This is a genomic window from Natronococcus amylolyticus DSM 10524, from assembly GCF_000337675.1.
Lineage (GTDB): Archaea > Halobacteriota > Halobacteria > Halobacteriales > Natrialbaceae > Natronococcus > Natronococcus amylolyticus.
In genome coordinates this window covers 235,666-248,199 of the sequence record NZ_AOIB01000031.1, presented here as the reverse complement: position 1 = coordinate 248,199, position 12,534 = coordinate 235,666, and the positions used below count along the sequence as shown (strand labels likewise).

14 protein-coding genes are annotated in these 12,534 nt (G+C 64.2%); 6 read left to right on the top strand and 8 right to left on the bottom strand.

All coding sequences use genetic code 11. From position 1 onward, the window contains the following. Positions 1 to 94: 94 nt before the first annotated feature. Complete coding sequence (locus tag C491_RS16450) at positions 95 to 1,945, top strand: outer membrane protein assembly factor BamB family protein (RefSeq protein WP_005558307.1); 1,851 nt, start codon at positions 95 to 97, stop codon at positions 1,943 to 1,945. 47 nt (positions 1,946 to 1,992) lie between these two features. Here the strand turns inward: C491_RS16450 and C491_RS16445 are convergent, their stop codons facing one another. Then, entirely contained in the window at positions 1,993 to 2,598 is a 606-nt protein-coding gene (locus tag C491_RS16445) for a hypothetical protein (RefSeq protein WP_005558305.1), read from the bottom strand. 93 nt (positions 2,599 to 2,691) lie between these two features. Between C491_RS16445 and C491_RS16440 the strand changes: the two genes are divergently transcribed. Then, entirely contained in the window at positions 2,692 to 3,009 is a 318-nt protein-coding gene (locus C491_RS16440) for a hypothetical protein (RefSeq protein WP_152421360.1), read from the top strand. A gap of 315 nt (positions 3,010 to 3,324) precedes the next feature. Here C491_RS16440 and C491_RS16430 read toward each other — a convergent pair whose 3' ends face one another. Then, complete coding sequence (locus C491_RS16430) at positions 3,325 to 3,576, bottom strand: apurinic/apyrimidinic endonuclease family protein (RefSeq protein ID WP_005558302.1); 252 nt, start codon at positions 3,574 to 3,576, stop codon at positions 3,325 to 3,327. Between the two features lie 208 nt (positions 3,577 to 3,784). Between C491_RS16430 and C491_RS16425 the strand changes: the two genes are divergently transcribed. Next, positions 3,785 to 4,240 carry a DUF7344 domain-containing protein gene (locus tag C491_RS16425; RefSeq protein ID WP_005558301.1) on the top strand — a complete coding sequence of 152 codons (456 nt, stop codon included), beginning with the start codon at positions 3,785 to 3,787 and terminating at the stop codon, positions 4,238 to 4,240. Further along, complete coding sequence (locus tag C491_RS22980) at positions 4,224 to 4,601, top strand: HalOD1 output domain-containing protein (RefSeq protein ID WP_005558300.1); 378 nt, start codon at positions 4,224 to 4,226, stop codon at positions 4,599 to 4,601. Before C491_RS16425 ends, C491_RS22980 begins: the two co-directional genes overlap by 17 nt. 49 nt (positions 4,602 to 4,650) lie before the next feature. Here C491_RS22980 and C491_RS16415 read toward each other — a convergent pair whose 3' ends face one another. From C491_RS16415 to C491_RS16395, 6 genes are all read right to left on the bottom strand, one after another. Then, the gene (locus C491_RS16415) at positions 4,651 to 4,923 is read right to left on the bottom strand and encodes a HalOD1 output domain-containing protein (RefSeq protein WP_005558299.1); all 273 of its coding nucleotides are present in this window, start codon (positions 4,921 to 4,923) and stop codon (positions 4,651 to 4,653) included. Then, on the bottom strand, positions 4,920 to 5,384 hold the full coding sequence (locus C491_RS22635) for a hypothetical protein (protein ID WP_152421359.1): 465 nt from the start codon (positions 5,382 to 5,384) through the stop codon (positions 4,920 to 4,922). The genes C491_RS16415 and C491_RS22635 overlap by 4 nt, the downstream gene beginning before the upstream one ends. Positions 5,385 to 5,790: 406 nt before the next feature. After that, positions 5,791 to 6,096, bottom strand: coding sequence for a hypothetical protein (locus C491_RS16410; protein WP_005558298.1), 306 nt, complete (start codon positions 6,094 to 6,096; stop codon positions 5,791 to 5,793). A gap of 469 nt (positions 6,097 to 6,565) precedes the next feature. Continuing rightward, the gene (locus tag C491_RS22975; protein WP_049892179.1) at positions 6,566 to 7,579 is read right to left on the bottom strand and encodes a hypothetical protein; all 1,014 of its coding nucleotides are present in this window, start codon (positions 7,577 to 7,579) and stop codon (positions 6,566 to 6,568) included. Between the two features lie 245 nt (positions 7,580 to 7,824). Continuing rightward, positions 7,825 to 9,411 carry an outer membrane protein assembly factor BamB family protein gene (locus C491_RS16400; RefSeq protein ID WP_005558294.1) on the bottom strand — a complete coding sequence of 529 codons (1,587 nt, stop codon included), beginning with the start codon at positions 9,409 to 9,411 and terminating at the stop codon, positions 7,825 to 7,827. 292 nt (positions 9,412 to 9,703) lie between these two features. Next, positions 9,704 to 10,138, bottom strand: a complete 435-nt coding sequence (locus C491_RS16395) for a universal stress protein (RefSeq protein WP_005558292.1) — start codon at positions 10,136 to 10,138, stop codon at positions 9,704 to 9,706. A gap of 145 nt (positions 10,139 to 10,283) precedes the next feature. On the opposite strand from C491_RS16395, the gene C491_RS16390 reads away from it, so the two are divergent. After that, entirely contained in the window at positions 10,284 to 10,589 is a 306-nt protein-coding gene (locus C491_RS16390) for a DUF7577 domain-containing protein (protein WP_005558290.1), read from the top strand. A gap of 131 nt (positions 10,590 to 10,720) precedes the next feature. Beyond that, positions 10,721 to 12,472: a gamma-glutamyltransferase gene (ggt, locus tag C491_RS16385; protein ID WP_005558288.1), complete on the top strand. Its 1,752-nt coding sequence runs from the start codon at positions 10,721 to 10,723 to the stop codon at positions 12,470 to 12,472. Positions 12,473 to 12,534 lie beyond the last annotated feature (62 nt).

The window sequence follows — 12,534 nt, the reverse complement described above, 5'->3', positions numbered from 1 at the left end:
TTCGACTGCACCGGTTTGTCACGGCGGCCGAACTCCCAGCACGATAATGAGACATGGCCTGAAAGTACTTGTGAGCTACATAACATAGGGGCGTATGAGCGATTGGAGCCGGCGATCGGTACTGACGACGGTTGCGGCGCTCTCGGCGGGAACGGTCGCGTCCGCGGGAGCCGTCGGCGTCGATCAGGACGAAGAACTCCCAAATCCCGATTTCGAGGCGACCCCGAATCCGGACGCGAGCTGGCCGTCACACCACGGTGGGGCCGGACACGCCAGGTTCGTCGCGGACGGCCCCGAGTTCGAGGGCGGGACGCTCGAGGCGGCGTGGTCGATCGACCACCACGACGAGATCGCTGTCGCCGACGGGACCGTGTACGCGACGATCGACGACGGCGTCGTCGCGCTCGACGCCGCGGACGGGGCGCTGGTCTGGGAGAACCCCGACGTGGCGGCGACCGCCCCCTCGGTCGACGGCGAGCGGGTGTTTCTCACCGGAACGGAGGTCGTCGCGCTGGACCGATCGAACGGACGCGTGCGCTGGCGGACCGATTTCGGCACGAGCGAGGACGCGACCTGGCAGACGGTCGCGTACGGCGGCGTCTACGTCGTCGTCAACGAGGTGCTGTACGCGCTCGAGCCCGAGGACGGTTCGGTTCGGTGGGACGTCGCCTCGATCGACGAGAACGGCGACGGGAGCGGGTTCGTCGCCGGAACCGCGGCGGCGAACGGCGTCGTGTACGCCGCGACCGAGAGGACGATGGTCGCGTACGACCCCGACGCCGGCGAGGAGGTCTGGCGCCGCGAGTCCGACGGCCACGGTCGCGGTTCGACGATCCAGGCGAACGCGACCGCCGTCGTCTCCGCAGGCAGTTCGGACGGCAATTGGCGACGGTACGACGCTCGGACGGGGTCGGTTCTCGGTACACGAGCATCCGAATCCGAGGGCGAGGTCGCACTCGGCGAGTCAGTAGCCGTCACCCGGACGGACGACGCGTACCGCGGCCGCTCGCTCGAGGACGACGGGACCGAGTGGACCCTCGAGGCCGACGACACCTACGGCTCGGCCGCTGTCGGAGGCGATACCGCGTACGTCGCGATCGCTGGGGACGGCGAGGAGGGACAACGACGGCTCCTTGCGCTGGACTCGAGCGACGGCGGCGAACGGTGGTCGGTCGCGGACGACGAGGTGCCGATCGGACCAATCCGGGCCCTCACCGAGGACACGATTTACGTCGACAGCGATGGCGAACTCGTCGCGCTTCGAGTTCGATCCGCGGCAGACGATGACGGTCGAGACGGCGACGACGATAGCGACAGGGGCGATGACGACGAGAGCCGGGATCGCGACGACAGCGACAATGGCGAGAACGACGCGGACTCCGGTGACCGGGACCGCGACGACGGTGGGAGCGAACGCCAGCCCGATGATAGTGAGGAGACAAACGGCGATTCCGACGACGAAGAGGCGAGCGGCGACTCCGGTGACGACGAGAAGACGAACGGCGAATCGGACGACGGAGAGACGGGCGACGAAAACGCGAGCGACGGCAATACAGCCGATAGCGACGAGGCAGTCGGCGATAGCGACGACGAGACGGCGGTCGACGACAGCGAGACCGACGGCGACGACGATCGGGACGACGAAACGGAGACGAGCGAGAGTGACGACGGAGCCGACGAAAGCGAGGACGACGGGAGCGAAGCCGAATCCGAGTCGACGGACGAGGGCGGGAACGACGGCGACAGTGTCCCCGAGTCCGACGGGGACGACTCGGACGACGCGGCCGAACCCGTATCCGACGGAAACGGCGCCGACGCTGACGACCTCGAGGACGACGCCGAGGGAATGCCGGGGTTCACCGCGGGTGCCGGAATCGCGGGCGGCGCGCTGGGCCTCGAGTGGCTTCGCCGTCGTGCGGGTGCTGACGACGAACTCGAGGGCTGACCGGTCGGGCTCGAGCGGATTCGACGCGAGACGCGGTAGGCGCCCCGCTACTCGACGTCGAGCCGCAGTTCGTACGATTCGAGTTCGGCACAGATGCGGCTCCCGGCGTTGAACGAGCGCTCCTCTCCCGGTTCGAGGTCGACGTCGAACGAGCTCGATTCCGTCTGTGCCCCGTCGACATCTGTTGCACCGGCGCCATACATCACGATCTCGATGACTCCCGTTATCTGTTCGTCGGACTCGTTTGCGGTGTCGGCGCTGACGCGACACTCCGACTCGTCGAACTCGTGGTCCTCGACCACGAAGACTTCCTCCGCCTCCGGGGTCGTCGTGATCTCGCCGTCGACGGCGCCGTCCTCGTGGTCGACTTCCTGGGCGTTCCACAGTTCCAGCGTGATCCGTGTCGCCTCGGTGCACGGATCGAGATCCTCGAACTGCGCCGAAAGATCCCTGCTACTGTCCGCGTCGATGCTCTGTGGAGATGCGGTTTCGGCTACCACGTCGGCACCGTCGTAGGCGGTGAACCTGTAATCGAACTGTAGGTAGCCCTCGTCGGCGTCCTCGCGGGAGATCGGGACACTCACTCCACAGCCCCGAACGCCGTACCCGTCGTACGTCTCGAACTCCGATACCTCGAGTGGCGTTTCGTTCACGATCTCGGTTTCGTACCCCTCGGCCTCGAGTTCGACCGTGAGTTCGGTCTCGCCGTCGTGGACGTGCTCGACCGTCGCCGAGTCGTAGTCGGGATGGTCGACCGTGATCGTGTACTCGTTTTCGTAGATCGGCGTCGAGGCGACGCCGTCCTCGTCGGTCTCCGTATCGAACTCGAGGGGAATGTCGGCCTCGTGTGGCTCGCCCTCGCCGTCGATCTCGGCCCCTGCAATCGGCTCGTCCGCCGTGTCGGTGACCCGAGCGGTGATCTCGGAGGTCGGCGGTTTCTCGCCGTCGCTGTCGTCCGTGTCTTCCTCGTCTCCGTCTTCGCTATCCGCCGCCTCGCCGTCCGCCTCCTCGCCGTCTCCGTCTTCGCTATCCGCTGCCTCGTCGTCCCCGTCTTCATCATCTGACTCCTCATCGTGGTCAGTATTACCGTCTGTCCCGTCGTCCGCCTCGCCCTCGCTCGGTTCGTTCCCGCCGTCCGCTGGTTCCTCGTCGGATTCCGACTCCCCACTGTCGGTGGTCCCGTCGGTCTCATCCGCCGTACCGTCCTCGGACCCGTCGTCCTCCGTACACCCGGCGAGGACGGTCCCCGCACCGACGCTGACTCCGGAGATAAACGTTCATCGCTCCATACCGGTTGTCGACGGACGCTTCCCTAAAGTCTACTCATTGATATGTCGGCTCAGTTGGACACAGTGTTCGACGAACGAAAACGAGACGGGTTATCGAACACGCTGGCGAACGTCGCGCAACCGCTCGGTAGCCGATTTAGACCCGGCGTCCCGGCGCTCGTGGTCGCGCCAGATCTCGGTGATAATCGGGCCGTCGAATCCCTCGTACACCGGCACGAGTCGCTCGAAGTCGATTTCCCCGTCGCCGATCTGGAGCCCCTCGCCGTCGACGCCGGCCGCGTCGGCGACGTGCAGGTATGCCGTGTGGGCCCGGAGAGCCCGGGCGTGCTCGACCAGATCCACGCCGGCGTAGTTACACCACAGTTGCCTTCGCTGGCCAACCGCCTCGCCTCAAGCAGATCGGATCGGAGCTCCATCGACTCGGTGTTGTTTCATCCGGTTATTTTCCTGGCGGTTTCAAGCTCGACGGGAGGAGCCGATAACCGATGTTGGGCCACCGGCTGCTGCTGGTAAAGGCTTAACACTCCGTACGGCGTCTCTCGTCGAAACCATGGTTGATGATCCCACTCGGGACGACGACGTGCAATCCGGTTCGGAGAGCGTTGGAGCCGAGAGAGACCTTCCCTCGCGGGAGATCCTGGAGCTAGATCACGTCTACGAGGCACTTGGCCACTCCCGTCGCCGGTACCTCTGCTATACGCTGCTGGAGCGGGCGGAGTGGTCGCTGACCGACCTGGCGACGAAGATCGCCGCCTGGGAGAACGGCGTCCCCGAGCACGCGGTCACCGGTCTCCAGCGCGAACGGGTGTACGTCGCGCTCTACCACACCCACGTTCCGAAACTGGCCGACGACGACGTCGTTACCCTCGACGAGTCGACCGAAACGATCGTAGCTGCCGAGAACGCCACCCAGGTCCTGGCCGCGCTCGAGGGAATGGGAACGACGCTGGACTCGAACCAGGAAACACACGCTCGAGGAGAGATGGACAATGACAAACAACGGTAGGACGACGACAAACAACGACAACGAAATCGAGCGGAACGGTTCGGATCTTGGCCGAGACACTCGCCGGCGGCAGGTTACACAGCGACACTACGACCCCGCTCGAGACGGGGAGCTCACGACCGCGATCGTGTTCGCCGTCGCGGAAGCCGAGGGCGTCTCCCCGAGCGAGGTGACGTCACCACCGCTGTACGACTCGGTCGACGTAGCGGCCATCGAGGACGCGTTCTTCGGGTCCGAGTCGGAATCCGAACCCCGACGGGGAGCGGGAGTCGTCGAGTTTCGCTACGTGGACTACCTCCTCAAGGTCAGGAGCGACGGCTGGATCCTGGTGTGCGAGTCGACCGGAGTCGATCCCTCGTGAACGCGCGATTGTCCCTCGTGTCAGGCGGGGTACGGGCAGAACGACGATGTCAAGCGGTCGAGGCCACGCTGATATCGCCGTCGCCGGTAACCGTGACGGTGTAGCCGCAGTACTGGAAGGAGATCGTCCGAAGCGCACCGTCGTGGCTTCCGGCGACGAGGTCGTTCAGCGCGTCGGTGTCGATCACGTCGTAGAGTGGTGGGAGGTCGACCGGATCCGTATTCGAGACGTCCGCGACCGTGTACACCACGTCCGTCGTGAGCTCTCGTTTCGTCGTGCGCTCGGCCGGGCTACACCGATCGAAACTTCGTGTCTCAGTCATTGCACTCCCATCCACCGTCCTCTCTCATATTCCTTGACCATGATTCTGAACCGTCGACGACAGTAGTGGTTGCTTACTACTGGCCTCACGCCGGACTGTCGTGCTTTCGCCCACAGCGAGGGAACTGGAAGGAAATCCGACCGTTCCCAACACCGGTACTCAGTGGAATGGATCCCGTCAGCGAAGCGCTCGAAGGTCGGGATGCGCTCCGACGACGGCCTCACCACCGGCGACGCGATCCCGGAGGGCCATCCACTCGAGGTGTCGAGCCAGAACAGTACCGGAACATGGCTTGCGCCGAGCAACGAGGCGACGGCAAAGCGGTGTTTGCCACACACCAGGAGCGGTTCACCGTCCCGACCGACGTCGACGGCGAGTTTGAGGAGTAGCTCGCTTCTCGACTGGATCGCCCCACCGCCTTGAACGGCGATTCTCCGAGACCAATTGTTATCGACCGACACTATGTCTGACGAAAGTATTTACGGTAGAGTGTCCGACTGTCAATTGGCAGATCGGTACCACCGGTGGGATGCCTGTTGCTATCGCCGCGTCCCGGCACTCGAGAGTCGTGGTGGGCTTGCTCGAGGTCGGTTCGTACGTACCGGTCGAGGATTCCGATCCCGGTCGGTTTCGCCACCCTCGCGTCTGTTCTCGAGCCGTGTGTTCACTGAACACCGAGGCGACGTTTCGAGACGAACTCGACGACGCACCAGCTGACACTCGGCAACGGGGCCGCCAGTTCTATTCATTCTATAGCCACCAGAAAGTATTTATCGAGCCGCTCCGGAGTCGATACTGGCCGACGGAATACGCTCGACAGCCATAGTACGCGGACTCCGGTCCGGCCCTCAGCCCTTTTCGGTGACGCTACATCTCGACACTCTCGAGCAGCGACTCGAGAGCCGCGGGTTCGTTCGTTCGATCCAGCCGATCGACGACGTCGTTGTCGCCGTCCCGACGTATCCGCCGAAGGAGAAGCTTCGACTCCCGAATTTCGACGACGTAACTCACTTCGGTAGTGCCCTCGAGAACGTCGAAGAGCGATTCGTGGTACACTACGGCATCGACCGTCCCCCACGTCCAGTCCGGATCGTATTGCCACCCCATCGGAAGCTCGGTCGCAGAGAGTCGCTTCGGGATCTCACCCCCCTGGTCGGAGTCTGAGCCATCCATTATTGATTATTGCATTCTCCGACTACCACATAAATGGTTCATACTGAGACGGGGGTTCTTGGCACCAGTAGCGGAAGCGTCGGAGTTCACCCGTGTCGCGTTCGTTTCGAGGCTGATAGGGACACTGAACCTGCCGCTACCACGTACTCACGGTAGAGAACGTATTTATCTCCTCTCTCTGATAGAAATCAGCCGGAGGGTCCCGCCGCTGACGCTCTGTCGTTCGCATGCATCTCCGGCTACCCTACTCCTCCAACCCAACTCTCGGATTTTCGAGTTCTGGTATTCGGGTGTGGTCCGGTCCACTCACACCGTACAACAGCGGCACGACGCCACCGACGAATACGTTCGGCGACCGAAATCCGTCCGACCGTCGAATCTCGAGTCTCGTTCCGAAGCCGAGATACTCGCCTCGCATATTTGTAGTCCGGTGTGCATCGGGTCGACGGGATTCCGTTCCGAGGAGCCCTTACTGATCGAGGACGTCGCCGCGAAGCTCGTACGCACGAACCTCGCCGCAGTTCTGTGCGCCGAACGTGATCGTCTCGCTGTCGCCGGCCTCGAGATCGATCTCGGTGCTTTCGGTTTGCTCGTCACGGTCGCCTCGAAGACCGACCCAGACGAAGCCCGTGATCTCGTCGGCCGTCTCGTTGTACACGTCGACCTCGACCTGACAGTTCTGTCCGTCGAACGCGTGAGACTGGATCGAGAAGACGTTGTCCGTTCCACCCTCCATGCTGACGTATCCGTCGACGTCGTTGTCAGCGTCGCGGTCGATCGCCTCGTAGCCGTGAAGTTCGAACCCGTAGTGGGTCGCCTCGTCACACCCCTCCAGTACGGCAGTTAGCTCGTGACTCGAGTCGTCGCCGTCGAGTTCGTACTCGTTGTTCCGGGACTCCGAGAGGATCTCGTCACCGTAGTAGACGACGAAGTCGTACTGAATTTCGGCGGTCTCGTCCTCGGGTCGGGTGATCCTTGCGGTCAGTTCACAGCCACCTTCGGCCCCGAACTCCGCAACCTCGAGCGGGCTGTCGTTGGCGATTTCGTCCTCGTAGTCGTCCGGATCGAGTTCTTCGGTTTCCTCGTCGTCGCTGTCGTCGTCATCCTCCTCGTCGTCGCCATCGCCGTCATCGCTGTCGTCCTCCTCCGAGTCGGTTTCTTCGTCTTCGTCGTCGGTTTCGTCCTCGTCGTCGGCCTCTTCGCCACCGAACTCGTCCTCGTCGTCGGCCTCTTCGCTATCGTACTCGTCGTCGGTCTCGTTGCCGTCGTTCTCCGTTTCGTTTCCGTCGTTCCCGTTCTCGTCGTCGGCATCGTCCATCTCGTTGCCGACGTCGTCGCTGTCGTCGGTGTCCGTCGTGTCGTCTTCGTCCGCTGCGCCGTCGTCCTCGGGCGCGTCATCGTCACCGTTCTCGTCGTTGTCGCTACAGCCGGCCACCACGGCTGCTGCACCCGTTGCACCAATTAGGAACTTTCTCCGGTCCATGAAAACAATGGATGTTCATAGATAAAAAATATACCGGTGGGATAGTGAATAAAGGGTGCCGGTCAGCTACGTACGACCGTTCGCTGCTCGAGATACTCCTCGCTTAACATCCGGCATGAAAGGAACTCCACAGCGAAGAGAGCGACGATAACTGTGGTCCGGCGTCCTTGAAAGGCTGAAGCTGCGGCCTCGGCTCGGAGTTCTGTGACCAGACAAACGGCCTGATCGAGGGTACCAGGTGGCCGTCAGTCCTGTCGTTCCTCGGGGCTCGCACGTCGGCGTAGCCACTCGAGGCCGAGCACGCCGCCGGCGATCCCGGCGCCAGTCGTGAAGCCGGGCGTGCCCTCGGCGTCGTCCTCGGCTTCGGGGTCGCCGTCGTCATCATCGTCGTCGTCGGCATCGTCGTCCCCCGTGCCATCGTCGCTCGCGTCGTCGGTTTCGTCCGTGGGGGAGTCGTCGCTCGCGTCGTCCTCCGTTCCCTCTCCCTCGGCTTCCTCCTCGTCTTCTTCTCCGTCGTCAGCCTCTTCGTCCGGCTCTTCCGCTCCGTCGTCATCCTCGTCGCTTTCCGATTCCTCCTCTGGCTCGTCCTCTTCTTCGCCTTCCTCGCCGTCTTTTTCGTCGTCGTCCTCACGATCCTCGAGTTCGGCCTCCGAGCGGATCGCGAGCAGTCGATCGCCGCCTCGTCCGTAGACGGTTCCCTCGACGAGGGTCGCATCCAGTCGAGGTACCCCGTTCTCATCGTCCGGGACGACGGACCACTTCACGGCGCCATCCTCGTCGAACACGAACAGGCCGTGCTCGTCCTCCTCGTCGGGGTCCTCCTGAGTGCCGTCGATGCCGACGTAGATCCCGTCTTCGCCGACGACCGGCTGCTGGGCCTGTTTGACCGGCTGGTCGGGCTCCCACACCTGTCCGCCCGTTTCGCGATCGAAGCCGGCCGCGTCGTACGTCGGGTTGGTGTAGACGCGATCCTCGGTGATGGTCGCGGGAACGTTGCCCTCGTACCGCTCCCCTTCCTCGCCGGTTTCGGTGTCGTACAGGACGACGTCGCTGGGGTACGGCCCCTCGCCGTCGTCCATGGCGACGGCGACGTAGCCCTGGCCTGCGACGATCGGGTCGTGGCCGACGATCCCTACCATCTCGTCGGGAATCTCGGTCGTCCAGCGCTCGGTGCCGTCCTCGAGGTCGCGCGCGAAGACGTACGACTCGCTGCACGCGAACACCGCCCCGTCGGCGACGGGCGGGGCGCCGTTCGTGTAAAACTCCTCCTCGGCCTCGAAGCTCCAGCGCTTGGAGCCGTCCGAATCGAACGCGTACAGCGCCGTCTCGGAGAGGGTGTACGCGTCCCCGTCGGAGACGTTCGGCGGCGTGAGCTCCTCCCCGTCCTCGAGGTCGGCCTGCCAGCGAACGGTTCCGTCGTCGGCGTCCAGCGCGGTCAGCGAATCGCCGCCGACGTAGAGGCTCCCGGAGTCGATCGCCGGCGTCCCGGACGCGCCGACGGCGTCGCTCTCCCACAGTGTCGACCCGTCCTCCGCGTCCAGGGCGTGGACTTCCTCGTCGGTCGTCTGGTACACCGTTCCGTCCCGAACCGCGATCGGACCGCCGCGGTCGCGTTCCCAGTCGACCGCGACGGGCGCCTCGGGCCCGGACCGATCGGGGAAGTAGGCGTTGTTGTTCGGTGCTCCTCTGCTCGAGGGCCAGCCGTCTTCGGACTCGACGTCCGGTTCGTCGCTCTCGGTTGTGGCGGCCGTTCCGACCGATCCGAGAATCCCGCTAACGGCGAGTGCTCCGCCGCTCGCCGCGAGTAGCTTTCGGCGCGTTGACGACAACATACGTTGGGCGTCTGGGGAGAGCGATCATAATTACCGGGCGAATAGACTCTTTTCGACTCGAAACGATCGGGCCAGGCGGTCGTGTCGCCGGTCGAACAGGTGATAGTTGCCCGGTTGCGGCGACCCGGTCCACGAGGCCGAACGAGTCGAGCAACGAGAGCACACCTTTGCCCCTGTCGGGGCGCTCGAGGAACGGTACCCTGCGACGGACTGTCTTCACAGATCGGTGAGACGACCGCCGCTCCGTCGGCCGAACGGACGTGAAACAGTTGTCACGATCCGAACCGTCCGTTCACCGAACGATCGTCACCGGTACCGGCGATCGCCGGGCGACCGACTCGGCGATACTGCCCAGCAGGATTCGACTCGCACCGGTTCGGCCGTGGCTGCCGAGTACGATATGATCCACGCCGTGGTCCTCGACGTAGTCGACGATCGTCTCGGAGATGTCGCCGATGACGTACTCGGTCTCGAGTTCGACGCCGGCGTCTGCGGCCCGTCTGCGTGCGGTTTCGAGCAGGTTCTCCGCCTGCGTTTCGTGCTCGTCACGGATCCGTTCGTAGTTCGACAGCGATCCGGTCTCGAGCCCGGTCGCCGCGTAGATCTCGCTGGGGTCGACTACGTGGAGGGTGGTGAATCGAGCCGACGGATACTCCTCGAGCGCGAACTCGAGGGCCTCGGTCGACCGATCGGAGTCGTCGATGGGAACCAGAACGTGGGAGGCCATGCCTCCTGGTTCAGTCGGTACCGTCATAAACCTCCGTCGTCAGCAGCGTCCGAAACGTCGGTCTCGGCTACGAAACGCTCGTAGGGACAGTCACGCTCGACGCAAAATGTGCTAAGTACTCTCATGAGGTACGTCCAGACATACCATGGACGCCATCATCATCGCAGTGGTGGTCATCCTGCTCGGTGCGTGGTGGGCCAGGCTTCTGGTCCGCCAGCGAGACGCCGACAACGACGACACCGCTCCCGAATCCGGCGACGGCGAGGACTCCCTCGACGGGCTTGCGTCCGGCGGCTACCACCCCGCGGGCGTGGAGTACTGGGGCCAGGCCAACGAGCGGACGGTCGAGCCCCGACCGCCCGCACCGGGAGTCTGCCCGACCTGCGAGACCGAGAATGATCCCTCCTACACGTACTGTCGGAACTGTGTCGGGCGGCTTCGACCTGCGTAACCGATGTCCCTCTCTCAGGTGCGTCTTTGCTTAGAGTATCTCTTGGATTGACATCAAGAGTGATGATTCAAGGTTAGTTTTTATTGTGCCATCTATGATATTCAATTGGTGTGTCAAACAGACGCACGTTTATGCGACGAGTCGGGTTGACGGCCGCTGCGACGAGTGCAGTTACCGTCGGCCACGCGAGTGCGCGGACGGACGGTCACGACCCAGCGACCGATCCCGAAGCGGTTGACGACGGCGCCGGCACCGGTGCCGAAACCGAGTTCGACTACCCCTGGCAGTTCATCGGCCGCCGATCGGCCACGATGTCGACGAACGGGATGGTCGCGACGAGCCACCCGATCGCAGCCCAGGTCGGCACGCAGATCCTCGAGGACGGCGGAAACGCGGCCGACGCCGCGGTCGGGACCGCGGTTGCGTTGAACCTCGTCGAACCACACATGACCAGCATCGCGGGCGATATGTTCGCGCTCACTCACTTCGACGGGGAGTACGAGGCGCTCAACGGAAGCGGCCGAGCGCCCGAGGCAGCAGACATCGACACCTACTGCGAGCGGACCGACGCCACCGAGGACGGCGAACCGGTCGTCCCGACCGAGGGTGGACTGCCGGTAACCGTCCCCGGTGCGCTGGACGGGTTCCACGAACTCTCCGAACGCTACGGGACCCTCGCGTTCGAAACGCTGCTCGAGCCGACCATCGAGTACGCCCGGGACGGCGTCCCAGTCACCGAGTACGTCGCCTCGCAATGGGAGGCCGCCGCACCCCGCGTCGAGGAGTTCGAGAGCTTCAGCGAGACGTTCCTGATCGACGGCGAGGTTCCGAGCCCGGAGCAGCTGTTCACAAATCCCGACTTCGCGGACTCGCTCGAGCGCATCGCGAGCGAGGGGATCGAGACGGTATATGGGGGCGAGTTCGGCGCCGAGATCGTCGAAGCCGTCCAAGACCACGGCGGCGTCCTCGAGCTGTCGGACCTCGAGAACCACGAGAGCACGTGGGACGACCCCATCAGCGCCGAGTATCGCGGGATGGAGGTCCTCGAACACCCGCCGAACACGCAGGGCGTCGCCGCCCTGCAGGCGCTGAACGTCCTCGAGGAGTTCGACCTCGCGGTCGATCCCACCGACCCCGAGCGGCTCCACCGCCAGATCGAGGCGATGAAGATCGCCTTCGCCGACACCGAGGAGTTCGTCACCGATCCCGAGGCGTACGATATTCCCCTCGAAACGATGCTCTCGCCGGAGTACGGACGTCAGCGCGCCGGCGAGATCGGCCCGAACGTCGGCACGTACGAACCTCGGGCAGATCGTCACAGCGACACCGTCTACCTGACGGTCGTCGACGGCGACGGCAACGCCGTCTCGCTGATCAACAGCGGTTTCTGGCCGTTTGCGAGCGGGATCGTCGTCGGCGGCTTCCCGCTGCAAAACCGCGGCTCCTCGTTCAGCCTGGACCCGAACGACCCGAACGCGCTCGAGCCGGGAAAGCGTCCGTTCCACACCCTGGTTCCCGCCATGCTCGCCGAGGACGGCGAGTTCCGCGCCTCGTTCGGCGTAATGGGCGGAGATACTCAGCCCCAGGGCCACGTCCAGGTCGTCACGAATCTCGTCGACTCCGGGCTCAACCCGCAGGCCGCGATCGACGCCCCGCGGTTCCGGTTCATCGAGGACCACGAGGTCACCCTCGAGACCTCGCGGCTCCCGGAAGCGACGATCGACGATCTTCGCGAACGAGGCCACGACGTGATCACCGAGGAGGAGTACTTCGAACCAGACGCGAACCACTACGGTGGCGCCCAGCTCATCTATCGTACCGACGACGGCGTCCTGATCGGAGGTTCCGAACCTCGACGGGATGGACAGGCAATCGGGTTCTAACCGCCGACAGCCGGTGAGAGCCTATCGAGCCGTTTTTTCACTGAATCTCGTCGGTCTTCGTT

Coding starts and splice junctions, on each gene's coding strand:
- C491_RS16450 (WP_005558307.1), top strand. CDS start 95: ATGAGCGATTGGAGCCGGCGATCGGTACTGACGACGGTTGCGGCGCTC.
- C491_RS16440 (WP_152421360.1), top strand. CDS start 2,692: ATGGTCGACCGTGATCGTGTACTCGTTTTCGTAGATCGGCGTCGAGGC.
- C491_RS16425 (WP_005558301.1), top strand. CDS start 3,785: ATGGTTGATGATCCCACTCGGGACGACGACGTGCAATCCGGTTCGGAG.
- C491_RS22980 (WP_005558300.1), top strand. CDS start 4,224: ATGACAAACAACGGTAGGACGACGACAAACAACGACAACGAAATCGAG.
- C491_RS16415 (WP_005558299.1), bottom strand. CDS start 4,923: ATGACTGAGACACGAAGTTTCGATCGGTGTAGCCCGGCCGAGCGCACG.
- C491_RS16410 (WP_005558298.1), bottom strand. CDS start 6,096: ATGGATGGCTCAGACTCCGACCAGGGGGGTGAGATCCCGAAGCGACTC.
- C491_RS22975 (WP_049892179.1), bottom strand. CDS start 7,579: ATGGACCGGAGAAAGTTCCTAATTGGTGCAACGGGTGCAGCAGCCGTG.
- C491_RS16400 (WP_005558294.1), bottom strand. CDS start 9,411: ATGTTGTCGTCAACGCGCCGAAAGCTACTCGCGGCGAGCGGCGGAGCA.
- C491_RS16395 (WP_005558292.1), bottom strand. CDS start 10,138: ATGGCCTCCCACGTTCTGGTTCCCATCGACGACTCCGATCGGTCGACC.
- C491_RS16390 (WP_005558290.1), top strand. CDS start 10,284: ATGGACGCCATCATCATCGCAGTGGTGGTCATCCTGCTCGGTGCGTGG.
- ggt (WP_005558288.1), top strand. CDS start 10,721: ATGCGACGAGTCGGGTTGACGGCCGCTGCGACGAGTGCAGTTACCGTC.